This window comes from Campylobacter sp. CFSAN122748, from assembly GCF_045277125.1.
GTDB classification, from domain to species: domain Bacteria; phylum Campylobacterota; class Campylobacteria; order Campylobacterales; family Campylobacteraceae; genus Campylobacter_D; species Campylobacter_D jejuni.
In genome coordinates this window covers 515,852-531,260 of the sequence record NZ_CP116953.1, presented here as the reverse complement: position 1 = coordinate 531,260, position 15,409 = coordinate 515,852, and the positions used below count along the sequence as shown (strand labels likewise).

The 15,409-nt window shown below is 29.8% G+C and carries 13 protein-coding genes; 5 read left to right on the top strand and 8 right to left on the bottom strand.

Annotation, left to right across the window (positions count from 1 at the left end):
* Positions 1–3: 3 nt before the first annotated feature.
* The 4 genes from sucC to OT390_RS02810 all read right to left on the bottom strand — a co-directional run bounded on the left by sucC (position 4) and on the right by OT390_RS02810 (position 6,958).
* Complete coding sequence (sucC, locus tag OT390_RS02825; protein WP_014516718.1) at positions 4–1,167, bottom strand: ADP-forming succinate--CoA ligase subunit beta; 1,164 nt, start codon at positions 1,165–1,167, stop codon at positions 4–6.
* Positions 1,168–2,070: a malate dehydrogenase gene (locus OT390_RS02820; RefSeq protein WP_002858544.1), complete on the bottom strand. Its 903-nt coding sequence runs from the start codon at positions 2,068–2,070 to the stop codon at positions 1,168–1,170. It abuts the gene before it with no gap.
* Positions 2,067–4,271, bottom strand: coding sequence for an NADP-dependent isocitrate dehydrogenase (locus OT390_RS02815; protein ID WP_406611508.1), 2,205 nt, complete (start codon positions 4,269–4,271; stop codon positions 2,067–2,069). Before OT390_RS02815 ends, OT390_RS02820 begins: the two co-directional genes overlap by 4 nt.
* Positions 4,272–4,387: 116 nt before the next feature.
* Positions 4,388–6,958 (bottom strand): DUF3971 domain-containing protein, encoded by a 2,571-nt coding sequence (locus tag OT390_RS02810; protein WP_014516716.1) that lies wholly within the window; start codon positions 6,956–6,958, stop codon positions 4,388–4,390.
* Here OT390_RS02810 and mltG point away from each other — a divergent pair.
* From mltG to OT390_RS02785, 5 genes are all read left to right on the top strand, one after another.
* Complete coding sequence (mltG, locus tag OT390_RS02805) at positions 6,873–7,874, top strand: endolytic transglycosylase MltG (protein WP_002859925.1); 1,002 nt, start codon at positions 6,873–6,875, stop codon at positions 7,872–7,874. The genes OT390_RS02810 and mltG overlap by 86 nt on opposite strands.
* A gap of 79 nt (positions 7,875–7,953) precedes the next feature.
* Entirely contained in the window at positions 7,954–8,385 is a 432-nt protein-coding gene (gene flgB, locus OT390_RS02800) for a flagellar basal body rod protein FlgB (RefSeq protein WP_002859066.1), read from the top strand.
* Positions 8,386–8,394: 9 nt separating this feature from the next.
* On the top strand, positions 8,395–8,889 hold the full coding sequence (gene flgC / locus OT390_RS02795) for a flagellar basal body rod protein FlgC (RefSeq protein ID WP_002867675.1): 495 nt from the start codon (positions 8,395–8,397) through the stop codon (positions 8,887–8,889).
* A gap of 6 nt (positions 8,890–8,895) precedes the next feature.
* The gene (fliE, locus tag OT390_RS02790) at positions 8,896–9,192 is read left to right on the top strand and encodes a flagellar hook-basal body complex protein FliE (protein WP_002856884.1); all 297 of its coding nucleotides are present in this window, start codon (positions 8,896–8,898) and stop codon (positions 9,190–9,192) included.
* A gap of 6 nt (positions 9,193–9,198) precedes the next feature.
* A complete protein-coding gene (locus OT390_RS02785; protein WP_002867674.1) occupies positions 9,199–10,989 on the top strand; it encodes a penicillin-binding protein 2 in 1,791 nt (596 codons plus the stop codon).
* A 14-nt stretch (positions 10,990–11,003) separates the two neighbouring features.
* Here OT390_RS02785 and OT390_RS02780 read toward each other — a convergent pair whose 3' ends face one another.
* The 4 genes from OT390_RS02780 to htpG are packed head-to-tail and all read right to left on the bottom strand — an operon-like array spanning position 11,004 to position 15,351.
* Positions 11,004–12,773, bottom strand: a complete 1,770-nt coding sequence (locus tag OT390_RS02780; RefSeq protein WP_002867673.1) for a Na/Pi cotransporter family protein — start codon at positions 12,771–12,773, stop codon at positions 11,004–11,006.
* Between the two features lie 3 nt (positions 12,774–12,776).
* A complete protein-coding gene (locus OT390_RS02775; RefSeq protein ID WP_002859922.1) occupies positions 12,777–13,211 on the bottom strand; it encodes a hypothetical protein in 435 nt (144 codons plus the stop codon).
* Positions 13,211–13,528, bottom strand: coding sequence for a rhodanese-like domain-containing protein (locus OT390_RS02770; protein WP_002859921.1), 318 nt, complete (start codon positions 13,526–13,528; stop codon positions 13,211–13,213). Before OT390_RS02770 ends, OT390_RS02775 begins: the two co-directional genes overlap by 1 nt.
* Positions 13,525–15,351 carry a molecular chaperone HtpG gene (gene htpG, locus OT390_RS02765; RefSeq protein WP_043012761.1) on the bottom strand — a complete coding sequence of 609 codons (1,827 nt, stop codon included), beginning with the start codon at positions 15,349–15,351 and terminating at the stop codon, positions 13,525–13,527. Before htpG ends, OT390_RS02770 begins: the two co-directional genes overlap by 4 nt.
* Positions 15,352–15,409 lie beyond the last annotated feature (58 nt).

Below are 15,409 nucleotides of genomic sequence, written 5' to 3'. Positions count from 1 at the left end.
TCCTTATCCTACTAAACTTTTTACAAGCTCTGCACCGTTTTTAAGATTGGTTGCTGCTTTGATATTTTTAAGATTTGAATTATCTAAAATTGTCTTTGCTTCTGCTGCGTTAGTGCCATCAAGACGCACTACAATTGGAATATTTACCTCAACATTCTTAGTAGCTTCTAAAATTCCATTTGCTATCCTATCACAACGAACAATACCACCAAAGATATTGATAAATATAACTTTTACATTTTTATCTCTTAAAATAATTTCAAAAGCCTTTGCAACAGTTTCTGGAGAAGCTCCCCCACCTACATCTAAGAAATTTGCAGGTTTTGCACCACTATAATTAATAATATCCATAGTTGCCATTGCTAGACCCGCACCATTTACCATACAAGCTACATCTCCATCTAATTTCACATAGCTTAAGCCAAATTCAGCCGCTTCTCTTTCAGCAGGATTTTCTTCAGTAATATCTCTAAGTTCAGCAATTTCAGGATGACGATAAAGCGCACTATCATCAAAACTGCATTTTGCATCAAGGGCATAAAAATCCCCTTCTGCAGTTTTAATTAAAGGATTAATTTCAAGCATATTCATATCTTTATCCATGTAAAGCTTATAAAGTTTAGCTATCATAGAAATGAGTTTTTTGCCTTCATCTTTATCAAGTCCCAAAACTCTCGCTACTTCAAGTCCATGAAACATTTTAAATCCAATTTGTGGATCAATACCTACTTTTGCAATTTTTTCAGGACTTTCTTTGGCTACTTTTTCTATATCCATCCCTCCTTCACTTGAAGCGATAATGGTAATTTGCTCTGCCATTCTATTAAACAAAATAGCCAAATAATACTCTTTTACTATATTAGCGCCACTTTCTATATAAAGTTTTTGCACAAGTTTGCCTTCAGGTCCTGTTTGATGAGTTACTAAATTTATTCCTAAAATTTTACTTGTGTAATCTTTTACCTCATCTAAATTCTTAGCGATTTTAACACCACCACCAAGACCACGGCCTCCTGCGTGAATTTGAGCTTTAACTGCCCAAACACTACCGCCTAATTCTTTAGCATTAGCCACAGCTTCATCTACGCTAAATGCAACTTTTCCCTTTAAGGTAGGGATACCATTGTCTGCAAAAATTGCTTTTGCTTGATACTCATGTATGTTCATTTATTCTCCTTTATATTGATATTTGATTAAAGATTTTTCTAATTTGTCTTTTTCTTGCAAACTAAGATCCATTTTCATGATTTCAATCACACCTTCAAGTCCTAATCTTGCCATAACTCCCAAGGCTTTGTTTTGCACTCCAAATTCCCCATGTAAAATCACACTCATAGGTAAAAACTCGCCACTTCTTATAGACTCAAGCATTCTTATACAAGCACTAGCAGGGGCTAAATAAGCTGAAGTTTTAAGATGTTTGATTACTTTAGCTCCGCCTGTTTTAACTTCATTTTCTAAATCCTCAAATTCTTCTTCATTTAAAAATTCGCTTATATTTTTATTTTTAACACTTGCGTAAGATTTTACCAAAACCATATCATCATTATGAAAACCAATAAGTCTTGTATCCACTCTTGACATTTTGACATTAAGTTTTTTGGCAAGTTCATACTTAAATCTTGCATTGTCTAAAACACCCGCCATGGCTATAATTTTCTTTGATGAAAAAATCCCGCTTTCATAAAGAGTATTAAGTAGAAAATCCACAGGATTAGTTAAAATAATAAAAAGCGGATCTTCTGTAAAATCTTTAATTTTTTTAGCACAATCAAGCATAATGCTTGTATTTAACTGAAGCAATTCTTCTCTACTTTGCCCATCTTTTCTAGCAAAACCTGCACTAAAAAGCACTATATCTGAATTTTTGGTATGAGTATAATCTTTAGTGCAAAGTAAATCTATATTTAAATTTAAAGCAGCTATGCTTTGAGTAAGCTCTAGTTCTTTTGCGTAAAGCAAATCCTCGTTAATATCTACTAAAACAATTTCATTTGCTATTTCTCTTAAAATCAAAGCATAAGCTACGCTTGAACCTACATTGCCAGCCCCTATAACAGTGATTTTCATCTTTGTCCTATTTTTTCTAAAATAGCGTTAAAAGTTGCACTTGGACGCATGATTTTATTTGCTTTTTCATCATCAAATTTATAATACCCACCCAAATCCACTTTCACACCTTGTGCATCGTTAAATTCGGCTCTGATTTTTTCTTCATTAGAAGAAAGCTCTAGGGCAATATCTTTAAAAAAGCTTTGAAGCTCCATATCACTTGCCTGTCTTGCTAAATGATTTGCAAAATACATTGCTAAATAAAAATGACTTGTTCTATTATCATCTTCTTTGACTTTTCTTGATGGAGCTTTATTATTTTCAAGCCATTCGCCTATAGCCTCATCAAGACATTCTGCTAAAACCTTAGCTTTATGATTGCCACACTTATTTGCATAAAATTCCAAACTTGCTTGCAAAGCCAAAAATTCACCCAAACTATCCCAACGCAGATGATTTTCTTCGACTAATTGTTCTACTTGTTTAGGTGCTGAACCCCCTGCTCCTGTTTCAAACATAGCTCCACCATTTAACATAGGCACAACAGAAAGCATTTTTGCACTTGTTCCAAGCTCTAAAATAGGAAAAAGATCGGTTAAATAATCCCTTAAAACATTACCCGTGATAGAAATAACATCTTTACCTTCTCGGATTAACTCTAAACTTCTTAAACAAGCTTCTTTTGGAGTTAAAATGGCTACATTTTTACCCTTTTCTTTTAAACGATTTTGTACCAAAGTTATCATGATTTTATTACTAGCTCTTTTGCTATCTAACCAAAAAATAGCTTCGGCTCCACTAAGTTCTGATCTTTCTATACCTAAATCAATCCAATTTAACACTGCATCAAATTTAGCCTGATTAGCTCTATAAATATCACCTTTTCTAACCTTATGTTCTAATAAAACTTTACCGTTAGAAACTATTTTAAAAGTTCCTTCTTCTTTAGCCACAAAGGTTTTATCGTGCGATCCATATTCTTGAGCTTTTTTAGCCATTAAACCTACATTAGATACACTGCCAAGTTTTGAAGGATTTAAAGTACCATTTTTATGCAAATCTTCAATAACCGCCTCATAAATAGTTGCGTAAGTTTGATCAGGAATTACGGCATTTGTGTCCTTTTCCTTACCTTCCTTATCCCACAATCTTGCGCCATTTTTAAGCATTGCAGGCATAGAAGCATCAACGATAACATCGCTTGGAACATGAAGATTTGTAATGCCTTTATCTGAATTTACCATAGAAATATCTGCAGATTTAGCTAAAATTTCATTGTATTTTTTTAAAATTTCATCTTTTTTGCTTAAATTTTCGATCTTACTTAAAAGCTCACTTAAACCATTATTTGGATTAATGCCTAATTTTTCAAATTCATCTTGAAATTCGATAAATAATTCTTTAAAAAATACTTTTACCGCATAACCAAAAAGTATAGGATCACTTACTTTCATCATTGTAGCTTTTAAATGCAAAGAAAAAAGCACATCATCATCTTTGCTTGCTTTAATTTCTTTTGTATAAAATTCCTGAAGTTTTTGCACATCCATAAAAGTAGCGTCTAAAATTTCATTTTTTTCAAGTTTTAAGCCCTCTTTTAAAATTTCTTTTTTACCATCAACGCTTGTAAATTCTATATTAGCCACACAATCTTGATCGATTAAAACCGCTTTTTCATTAGAGAAAAAATCCCCTTCTTTCATGTAAGAAACACGAGTTTTTGAGTTTGGATTAAACTCAACCACACGATAAGGATTGTTTTTTGCATAATCTTTTACCGCTTTTGTTGAACGACGATCTGAATTTCCTTGTCTTAATACAGGATTAACTGCTGAACCTAAAACTTTTTGATATTTTGTTTTAATTTGCAATTCTTCATCATTTTTTGGCTCATCTGGGTAATTTGGTAACATGTAACCCTTATCTTGCAATTCTTTAATCGCCGCCTTAAGCTGAGGAATAGAAGCTGAAATATTTGGGGTTTTAATAAGATTTGCATCCGATCTTTTGACAAGCTCACCTAAAAGTTCTAAAGCATCTTCACATCTTTGTTCCTCTTTTAAATACTCACTAAAAGTAGCTAAAATCCTTCCAGACAAAGAAATATCCGAGGTTTTTACTCCTATATGTGCCCTACTTAAAAAAGCTTTCACTATAGGCAAAAACGAATAAGTCGCAAGAGCTGGAGACTCATCTGTTAAGGTATAAGTAATTTGCATTTTTAGTCCTTTAAAATACTTATTTTTATTTTCATTTTTAAGTATATTACAAATAAAAAAAAATGCAAGAGTAAGTTTAAAGTTTGTTTTAGTTTTCAAACAAACTTTAAATATTTTTAATTAAGTAAATTAGCAGGAAGTTGTATGATATTTTTAATAAGATTAAAAGGGGTTTTTAGGGTATCTGTTAAAATTTCGGTATGAAATTTAGGGTCATCTATACTTCCATCTATTTTTAAGTTTGTGCTAATTTCTTGATTTTTACCTAAAATTACATAATTTAAAATTGGAACCTTGGATATAGCTTCTGAAGCTGATTTTAAAGTTTTAAGCTCTAAACTAAAATCCACTGTATTTAATCTTAAATTTGCTGATCCTAAACCATATATATCTACACTATCGCCATTTAAATTAATAGCTGAAACACTTAAAAGATCTTTTTTTCTATTAAAAATAATCTTTCCATCATGTAAGCTTAAACCTTTTTGATTAAAAGTTGGAGATTTAAACATCAATAAACTTGGTACAGTATCGATGAAGGAAATAAGCTGATTTATACCTCTTAAATCCTTCACATAAGTATTTTTAAAATCGATCTGTCCATCAAAATACTCCAATCCACTTCCTTTTATACTTAAGTTAAACACTCCATCTTGAACAGCTTGTTTTTGTAAAAACTCATTTAAATAATTATCATCAATATTGCTAACGTTTAAATTTAAATCATTAGAAGAATAATAAAGATCAAATTTTGCATTTCCTCTAGAACCTTTAAGATCTAAAGCATTGCCTTTTAAATCAGCTTCTACTCTATCAAAAGCCAAAGTTTTATTAGAATCTGCCAAAATTAAAGCTACATTTGCTCCACCAAAACTAATATTTTGGGTATTAGTAGCAATATCAAATGTTGAATTTGAAGAGTTGGAATGTTTTCTATAAATATAACTTAAATTTTTTAAATGAATTTCTTTATTATCAGAACTTATTTTAGCACTTGCTGTATCACTTTGAGTATGAATTTCCATAATGCCCTTATTTTTTACAATATCAAAGCTATCATTTTCATAAGGAGTTTGACCGTTGATAAGTAAATTATTTTTAAAATAAGTATCATTAACACTTGCATTAAAATCTTCAAAATTTAAAGTTTTATAATAAACATTTTTAGCATCGATAAACCCAAGCTTTTTAAGTAATGGAGAAAATGAAAATAAAATCTTAGGATTATTAAGATTAGCCTCAAGTCCATCTTTAAAATTTAAAATCAAATTCCACTGAGGAATGCTAATATTAACATTTTGCGAATAATCTAATTTTACTTCTACATTTTGATTTTTTAAATCTAAAAGCTCTCCATTGTCAAAATAAAGCCTTGAAATCTGAGTATTGAAATTTCCTTGCTGTTTTTGTAAGTCAAATTTAGCATTAAAATCAGCTTCTAAAAAGCCATTTTTAACACTGGCATTTTCTATATTTAAATCATTTTGATTTAATTTTACAAATGCTTTTGTAATATTAAAATCAGCCAAAGAAATACTAGCATTCTCTAAAGCTAAAATACCACTATAAGAAATTTCACCCTTATCATGAAAATCAATTTTAAGCTCCAAATCACTTTTAATTTTTCCGCTTTTTTGATAAAAAGGTAGTGAAAAATGATAATCCTCTAAAGCTTTAGCAAGTTTTTCGTCAAATTTTAGATTATCAGACTTAATGCGCAAATAAATCCCAACTTTTTTTTCATCAAACAAATCATATAGATAAACCTTACTAGAACTTAAATCAGCACCATTATAGAAAGCTTTATTAAAGACAAAATCGAGCTTTTGTTTGTTTAAATTTAAATCGAGTTTTGGAATTTCAATAGCATTCATTTTATCATCCAAGCGAACTTTGACATTATTAACATAACCTGATGCACTAATATTGTCTAAATAATAATTATCTTTAGTAAAATCTATAAAGCCCTGCAAATAATCTAAATGATAAAATTCTCCCTTAGCCCTATATGCTACCCAAAGATTTAAACTCTGCGGAAGTTCTATTCTTTTATTAACTCTTTTAAAAATTTCCGTAATATTTCTAATGTTTAAATCTTCTATTTTATAAGCTAAATTTTTATCTTTGTAAGAGATGCTTGCGTTAAAGTCAAGCAATTCTCCACTTGCTCTACCTTGAAAATAATAAAACTCGCTCTTAGTATTGATGCTTAAATTTCCATCAATACTTAAATCATAATCTTTTAATAAAAGTTTTTTAATATCAGCTATAAGTTCTTTATTTTGACGCTGTAATGTTAATTTTAAAAACAATAAATCATTATCTATAAAAAATTCATTATCTTTAAATAAAATACGCACATGATTATCTTTTATATTTAAATTTTGTATATCAATCTCTTTAACAAAAGTATATAGATATTTTAAATTTTTTGTTATTTTTAAAATCTCTGTTGAAGCATTATCAGAAGAGTGGGTTTGTGATGAAATTTCGGAATTTTGAGTCTCATTTATAGTGATATTTTTTGCTCGTACAATTAATTTTTTATCTAATTTAATATATAATTGTTCCAATTTTAAAAAATCAAATTGGATACTAGAGATGACAATTCCATTTTTAAGCACTATAAACAAAGCTAATATAAGCACAACAAAAAATACAACAATATATAAAATTTTCTTTTTCATACGCAACTTCTTTTTGATATTTATTTTGGGGATTTTTTATTATCTAACTCAGCCTTTAAAAAGCAATTCTGTGGTATTTATTCCCCAAGGTTCAATTTCTCAAATTATAACATATTTAAAGCAAAATAAATATCAGATGAGTAATATTGATAAATATATTTTATTTTTTTTAGGACACCCTCAATCAGGCTGGATCAACATAGGTACAAAAGATTTAAATAGAGCTGAATTTCTACATAAACTCACTATTGCTAAAGCAGCACTTCAAACCATTACTCTTATCCCAGGAGAAACAAGCGTAATCTTTCTAGAACAAGCAGCCAAACAACTTGGACTTGATAAAGATATACTTTTAAAAGAATTTCAAGCTCAAGCTCCTTATGATGAAGGAGTTTTTTTACCAGAAACTTATAAAATCCCGAAAGGCATTACAGAAAATCTACTCATTCAAATGCTTTTAAACCATGCTGAAATTTCCAATAAAAAAACTTCTGAGAAAATTTTTGGTGATTATAATCCAAAAAAATGGCACCAATATATCATCATCGCTTCTGTAATACAAAAAGAAGCTGCTAATGACAATGAAATGCCTATAGTTGCAAGCGTAATTTACAATCGACTTAAAAAAGGTATGAAGCTTCAAATGGATGGAACTTTAAATTATGGAATTTACTCCCATGTAAAAGTTACCCCACAAAGAATAAGACAAGATAATAGCTTTTATAATACCTATAAATTTACAGGATTGCCTAAAGAAGCGGTTTGTAATGTTTCTTTAGCTGCTATTCGTGCAGCTATTTTTCCTTTAAAGACAGATTATTTATATTTTGTGCGTGATAAAAATACTGGAGTTCATATTTTTAGCACAAATATAGATGATCACAATAAAGCCATAAATTTACAAAAAGGAAAATAATTTTGATATTTTTATACAAAACAGTTAAATTGGAACAGTATTTGCTTGTTAATATTAAAAATTATAAAAAGGATAAAAAATGATTAACCCATTTAAATCAAAAGAACTAGTCACTGGTGCTTTAGCGGGTAGAAATCTAAGAAATCAACTCATCAATGCCAATCTTGCAAATGTTGATACTCCTTTTTATAAAGCAAGAGATATTGAATTTGAAACAGCTTTGGTAAATCGTGCAAATGAAATTTTCAAAAAAAATGACAAAAAAGAATTAGAATTGGCAGTAACCGAAGAAGGGCATCAAAAACCTTGGAAATTTCCTGATCCTAGTAAATCTACTATTTACTTAAGAGATGGTCATTTGGCAAGAAATGATGCAAATACTGTTGATCTAGATGTAGAAACTACAGAAATGAGTAAAAATACAGTTATGATAACAGCTCTTGATGGAGTTTTAAGAAGACAAAGCAATATCTTTAGTTCTATACTTGATGCAAGCTCTAAATTAAGTTAAAGGTAAATTATGGCATACTTAAGTGATTTTGATATTAGTGGTTATGGTTTAAGTGCTCAACGTTTTAGAATGAATGTTATTAGCTCTAATATAGCTAATGCAAACACTACAAGAACAGCTGAAGGTGGGCCTTATAGAAGACGCGAAGTGATCTTTAAAGCAACAGATTTTGATAAGCTTTTAAATGAGCGAATTAACAAAGATAATAATTTTTTAAAATATGAAAATCCTTTAAATGATCCAAGTTCGCCAGAAGAAGCTAAACCTGCTATTCAAAGTGTTGTAGTGGATAAAGTGGTCAGAGATGACAAAGATTTTCGTATGAAGTATGATCCAAGCCATCCTGATGCAAATGCTGAAGGTTATGTAGCGTATCCAAATGTAAACCCTGTTATTGAAATGGCAGATTTGATTGAAGCTACAAGAGCTTATCAAGCCAATGTAAGTGCTTTTACAAGTGCAAAAACTATAGCTCAAAGTGCGATTGATTTATTAAGAGGATAATAAAAAATGAACAATATTAATGATTTAAGATTAAATAATAATATTTCAAATACCAACAAAAGTCAAAATTCCACAGGAATTGGTGATGAATTTGCCAAGATGCTTAAAAATGAAATCGATGATTTAAATAAAGCACAAGAAAGTGGAGAAGCTGCAATGACAGACATTGCCACAGGACAAGTAAAAGATTTACATCAAGCAGCTATAGCTATCACTAAAGCTGAAAGCAGCATGAAATTTATGCTAGAAGTAAGAAATAAAGCGATCAGTGCTTATAAAGAAATCACAAGAACTCAAATTTAAACCCTAATGCAAGAATATAAAAAAAATAGGGTTTCAAAAGTTGCCTTTGCCTACTGCATGGCACTTTTGTTTATGATTATTTTTATCAGCTCTACTTTTTTTCTTACATCAAAACGTCATATACCTAACACTGAAAAAGATCAATACGCTCTTGCTCTAAGAGGATCGATTATAACCAAAGATAATTTTACTATCACAAGTTCTAAACAAATTTATCGTGCTGAAATTGATCTTAGAAGCATTAACAAAGATAAATTTGATCTATTTTTAAAGCTTTTTCAAATTTATAGTGGGATAAGTAACGATCAAGTAGCAGATATTAAAAAAAGAATGCAAAATCAAAAAAAACGCTCTTATAATTTTGTTCTTTTACAAAACTTAGACTCCAAGCAAGCAAGCTACCTTAAAGATCTTGCTAAAAAACTTTATATACAAGGTTTTTTCAAAGCTTTTACAAATAACTCAGGAAGAGTTGAAACAAGAGGATTAAATATCATCGAACATGAAGAAGATAGAATTTACATGTCAAAAGATTCTTTTACTCCTATTATCGGTTATACTAAAATGATATTAGATCCAGAAAGTGGAATTTTAAAAAATATAGGAGTTAAAGGTTTAGAAAAATACTACGATGCATGTCTAAGCCCTGTTCAAAATGAAAAAATTCAAGGACTTAAAGATATAGGTGGAAATATTATTTTAAATCTAAATTCACTACAACAAAAAAAGATCAATGGTTGTGATTTATATTTAAATCTTTCTTTAAAACTGCAAAAAAGTATAGAGAAAGCTATAGATCAAAGAAATGAGGATTTAAAAGCCAATGAAATCATCGTTGGGGTAATGGAAAGTAAAACAGGAAGAATTTTAGCTCTAGCAAGCTCAAGGCGTTATGACCCACAAAATCGCGGAAAGGATCTATCAGTTCTTAATGCAAGCGCTATAGAATACGGCTATGAAGCAGGTTCTGTTATCAAACCTTTTATCTTTACAACAGCCTTAAGACTTGGTAAAATAAAAATGGATGAAGTGATTAATACTTATGGCGGTTCTTACAAGCTAGGACGTTTCACCATCAAAGACGATCACAAAATGGACAAAATGACTATGGAGGAAGTTATAAGATATTCTTCAAATATAGGCATGATACAAATTGCTAAAAGACTTAACAATATAGAAATCGTATCAGGGCTTAAAATATTTAAATTTGGCGAAAAAAGTGGTATTGATCTACCCTATGAACAAAAAGGAGAAATTCCAAATCCTAAGCGCTTAAGAGATATAGAAAAATCTGTTTTAAGTTATGGTTATGGACTTAAAACAACCTTTATACAACTCCTTGCAGCTTATAATGTTTTCAACAATGATGGGTTTTATATCACACCACGTTTAGCTGAAAAATTCTATCAAAATGGACGCTTTACAAATCTTGATGATGATGTAAAAAAAGAAAAAATTCTTTCTAGCGAAGCCGCTAAAACGATGCAAAATGTTCTTATAAATGTTATAGAAAAAGGAACAGGAAAAAAGGCAATTACACAAGGTATTATTGCAGGAGGTAAAACAGGAACGGCAAGAATAGCCGAAAGACAAGGTTACACCTCAAATCGCTACAATGCATCCTTTTTTGGTTTTGCAAATGATTTAAATCACGCCTATACCATAGGAGTTCTCGTAAGACATCCTACTAAACCTTATAGTTATTATGCTGCACAAAGTGCTTTGCCTATGTTTAAAGATGTTGTTGATATTTTAATCAATGAAGAATTTCTAACGCCTATACAAGACAATAACTAAACTAGCACAAACAACTAGTTTGATATATCTTTAGAAAATATCACCTCAACAGCACCTATAAGTTCTTCAGCAATCTTAGCAGCAAAAGTTGTATCATTAAGTATTGAAATTCCTTCAGCTGTTGTGATTTTTCTTACTGAAATAAGATGTTCAACATTGCTCAAGGTTAAAGTATCGATTTCTTTTAAAATTTCTTTTCCTTTTTGAAGATTTTTAATAATCAAATAAAGCTTTTCACGATCTTCAACAACTCTAAGCTCTTCGATACTTCTTAAAAGCTCTCCTAAATTCGATCTAATTTTATTGTACTCTAAAGCCAAAAATTCATTAGAAGAACTAGAATATTTCTTAATATTTGCTTGGATAATTTTTAAATTTTTAGTTGTTTCGGCTAAATTTTTAGCTGCCATCTTAAAGGTAAAAATTTTATGATTCTTTGTTTCATCGTTAATATAAACTTGTGCTTTAGTTGAAAAATCGATAATAGCTTCAAAAAGAACCTTTATCCTAGTTTGATACAAATAGTCCAAATCCACATTTTTACTAAACCACTTTTTATTTTCTAAAATTTCTTTAAAACTTTTATCACTTTGTATATCTTTACGACTAAAACCTATAGCATGAGCAACAATTGCATAGGTATTGTTATAAAGATGCTCGCTTTCTTTCCTTAAAGCTTCGATGGCTGTGTCACTAAACTTAACCAAACTACTATCAAGATATAAAGGCTTGTCTTTATTCTTATCTTTAGGAGCTTTTACTATCTTATTTAAAAAAAGAACAATTTGAGGAGTAAAGAATGAAAAAAGCACAACACCAATTAAATTAAACAAAGTGTGAAATAATGCTACTTTCAAAGCTATATCTTCTATGTTTAATACAATGGATAAAAAATTAAGAAAATGTATAAAATAAGGAAAAATAAGCACTATTAAAAAAGCTATACCAAAATTAAAAATACAACTTGCAAACGCTAATTTCTTTCCTTCAATATTGGTACTTAAAGAAGCTAAAACAGCCGTTACAACTCCTCCAACACTAGTACCTAAAGTTGCTGCTAAGGAATTTTCCAAACTGATTTGTCCTGCAAGTAAAGCAGCGACAATAATAGCCATTGTAGCTGTGCTTGATTGTATAACTCCTGTAAGCAAAGCACCTAATCCTAAAAAAACAAAAACTCCTTTAAAACCAGCAAAATCAAAACGAGAAAGATCAATTATATGTTTAAAATTTTCAAAACCACTTTTAATATAATCCACACCCAAAAAGAAAAATCCTATACCAATAAAAATATTACCCAAACCTTTTAAAACACTATCTTTTTGAAAGAAAAATAATACTCCAATAATCAAAAGTGGGATAGCTAGCATTGAAATTTTAATATTTGTCAAACCAACAATCAGCCAAGAGCTTGCCGTATTTCCTAAATTTGCTCCAAAAATAATCCCTATGCCCGCACCCAAAGAAATAAGCCCTGCACTCAAAAAAGAAATCGTAATAATAGAAACTAAAGTTGAAGATTGCATAATTAAAGTACTTAAAGTACCAAAAAGTATACTTTTTATCTTTGTATCGGTTGACTTCGCTAAAATTTTTTCAAGTAAACCACCACTAAAAGCTTTAAAACCTATACCTAAATTAGTCATTCCAATAAGAAGTATTGCCACTCCTGCTAAAAGATTGGCAAGCTCGTCATAACGAATTAAAATAAAAATCAGAACTAAAGTAAAAATACTCCATGAAATAAATTTAAAATATTTTAAAGAATTTCTTTCCTCTTGCAATGCCTAACCTTTTAGTTTTTCAAATTCATTCATCAGAAATTCTCTTAAATTTTCGGCTTCTTCTTCGCCTTTTTCTAGATACTCAAGCAATAAATTTTCTAATTCCTTTAAAAAAGAAAAAAGTTCATTTTGCCAGATACTATCGTTTTTATTGCTTAAATTCATGGTTTGTATGAAAGTCAACTCTCTGCTTAAATCCCCAAGTTTTTCTAAAAATTCATCTTTTTGATCAGAATTTTTTAATGCTAAATTAGTATTTTGGACATTTTCTTTAAATTCTCTGATTTTTTCATCGATTAAATCACAAAATTTCGGATAAATATCCATTTTAATAGGCTCTAAAAGGGTTTGCTCGTCTATATTTAAAGTAAGCTTTTTAACAGCAAAATAAAGAGCTAAAAAAGACAAAGCTGCTATGAGTAAATAAATTCCTAGCATTAATAACTCTTAAGGGCTAGCATTCCGCCATCTAAATTGATGCTTTCAAGTCCCAATTTTTCAGCTATAAATTCAGCTGCAACCATGCTTCTATGGCCACTACGACAAATAAAAGCAAGTTTTTTACTTTCATCTCTTTTGCTTTGAAATTCATCTAAAAATTTAGCATTTAAAAGCCCTTGATTATCATATAAAGCCACACATTGCGCATTAGGTAAAATACCTTCTTCCCATTCTAAAGGAGTACGCACATCAAAAATTTGATATGCGTTTAAATCTTGCTTTGTCCAAAGACTTGCAGGGATATTTTCTATCATGAAAAAGCCTTATTGATAATTTTTGCAAGGCTTGCATTAAATTCAGCAGGATTATCCACTCCCATACCTTCGCTTAGTTTTGCCATATTTAAAACTAGGGTTGCTATATCTGCACTAAAACTTTCGTTGTTTTTAAGACCTGTAAAAATAGCGTGCTTTGGATTGATTTCTAAAATAGGTTTGAAATTTTGTTCTTGACCCATTTGTTTTAAGAGTTGTTGCATAGCAAAATCAGGTTTATTTTTATCGTAAACTATACAACTTGGGCTATCTTTCAAGCGACTGGTTAGTCTTACATCTTCAACTTGATCTTTTAGAAGTTCTTTAAATTTAGCTACAAGTGGAGCAAAAGTATTTTTTTCTTCATCGCTTAGTTCATTTTTATCTTCTACTTGATTAATGGCTACAAATTTCAAACCTTCAAATTCTAGCATAGGAGTTACTAAAGAATCAATCTCATCATCCATGAGTAAAACTTCTATATTTTTTTGCTTATATTCTTCAAGTAAAGGAGAGGCTCTTAATAAACTTTCATTATTTCCTGCTATATAAAAAATTTCCTTTTGCTCGCCTTGAAGGTCATTTTTATACTCTTCTAAAGAGCGTAAATTTTCACCTTTGGTGCTTTTATAAAGCATGAGTTTTAAAAGACTGTCTTTTTCTCCGCCAAAACCATAAAGTCCTTCTTTTAATACCTTACCAAAGGTTTTAAAGAAAGATAAGTATTTTTCTTTATCATTGTTTTTAAGTTTTTCAAGTTCACCTAAAATCTTTTTAACGCTAGCTTCTTTAACACCTTTTAAAATTTGATTTTCTTGTAAAATTTCACGGCTTACATTAAGTGGTAAATCTTCTACATCGATAATCCCACGCACAAAACGCAAATAAGTTGGTAAAAGTTCTTTATCATCATCGCTGATAAATACACGTTTTACATAAAGTTTTAAGCCGCTTTGATAATCCACACGGAACAAATCAAAAGGTGCATTTTGTGGTATGAAAAATAAGGAATTGTATTCTAATTTTCCTTCGCTTTTAGTGTGAAGATAAAGTAAAGGTTTGTTTGAATCATGAAAATTTTGCTCATAAAATCTTTCATAATCTTCTGCTTTAAGGCTTGATTTTTGCATTCTCCATAAAGCATTGGCTTTATTGATTTGAGAAATTTTAAGTTCAGTTTTTCCTTCTTCTTCGCCCTCTTTAGCAGGAGTAAATTCTTCTTTTTCCATGAAAATTGGAAATTGAATATGATTAGAATATTTTTCTATAATGCTTTCGATTTTATAAGTATTAGCAAACTCATCATCTTTTAAATATAAAGTAATGCTTGTTCCTTGTTCTTCTTTGCTTGCGTCATTAATCTCATAACCATTTGCATCGGAACTCCAAAGATAAGCTTTATCATCTAAAGCTTTTTTACTTAAAACTTCGATTTTGCTAGCCACCATAAAAGCAGAATAAAAACCTACTCCAAATTGTCCTATGAGTTGAGAATCTTTTTTAGCATCACCGCTCAAATTTTCTAAAAAGCTTTTAGTGCCACTTTTTGCTATGGTTCCAAGGTTGTTGATAAGATCATCTTTATCCATACCTATACCATTATCACTAATACTTAAAGTTTTTTTATCTTTATCAATTTTGATTTCAATTTTAGGTTCAAATTTTAAGCTTTTATATTTATCATCACTTACGCTTAAAAAATTAAGCTTATCTAAAGCATCGCTTGCATTTGAAATAAGTTCTCTTAAAAAAATTTCTTTATTAGAATATAAAGAATGTATCATAAGCTGTAAAAGCTGATTGACTTCGGTTTGAAATTGCATTTTAACTTCCTTTGTAATTTTTTAAAGTGGTATTTTAGCAAAAAATACAAATTCTAAA

Excerpts from the sequence above, each read along its gene's own strand:
- OT390_RS02820 (WP_002858544.1), bottom strand. The coding sequence starts at position 2,070 with ATGAAAATCACTGTTATAGGGGCTGGCAATGTAGGTTCAAGCGTAGCT.
- OT390_RS02815 (WP_406611508.1), bottom strand. The coding sequence starts at position 4,271 with ATGCAAATTACTTATACCTTAACAGATGAGTCTCCAGCTCTTGCGACT.
- mltG (WP_002859925.1), top strand. The coding sequence starts at position 6,873 with ATGACAATTCCATTTTTAAGCACTATAAACAAAGCTAATATAAGCACA.
- flgB (WP_002859066.1), top strand. The coding sequence starts at position 7,954 with ATGATTAACCCATTTAAATCAAAAGAACTAGTCACTGGTGCTTTAGCG.
- OT390_RS02785 (WP_002867674.1), top strand. The coding sequence starts at position 9,199 with ATGCAAGAATATAAAAAAAATAGGGTTTCAAAAGTTGCCTTTGCCTAC.
- flgC (WP_002867675.1), top strand. The coding sequence starts at position 8,395 with ATGGCATACTTAAGTGATTTTGATATTAGTGGTTATGGTTTAAGTGCT.
- htpG (WP_043012761.1), bottom strand. The coding sequence starts at position 15,351 with ATGCAATTTCAAACCGAAGTCAATCAGCTTTTACAGCTTATGATACAT.
- OT390_RS02810 (WP_014516716.1), bottom strand. The coding sequence starts at position 6,958 with ATGAAAAAGAAAATTTTATATATTGTTGTATTTTTTGTTGTGCTTATA.
- sucC (WP_014516718.1), bottom strand. The coding sequence starts at position 1,167 with ATGAACATACATGAGTATCAAGCAAAAGCAATTTTTGCAGACAATGGT.
- fliE (WP_002856884.1), top strand. The coding sequence starts at position 8,896 with ATGAACAATATTAATGATTTAAGATTAAATAATAATATTTCAAATACC.
- OT390_RS02770 (WP_002859921.1), bottom strand. The coding sequence starts at position 13,528 with ATGATAGAAAATATCCCTGCAAGTCTTTGGACAAAGCAAGATTTAAAC.
- OT390_RS02775 (WP_002859922.1), bottom strand. The coding sequence starts at position 13,211 with ATGCTAGGAATTTATTTACTCATAGCAGCTTTGTCTTTTTTAGCTCTT.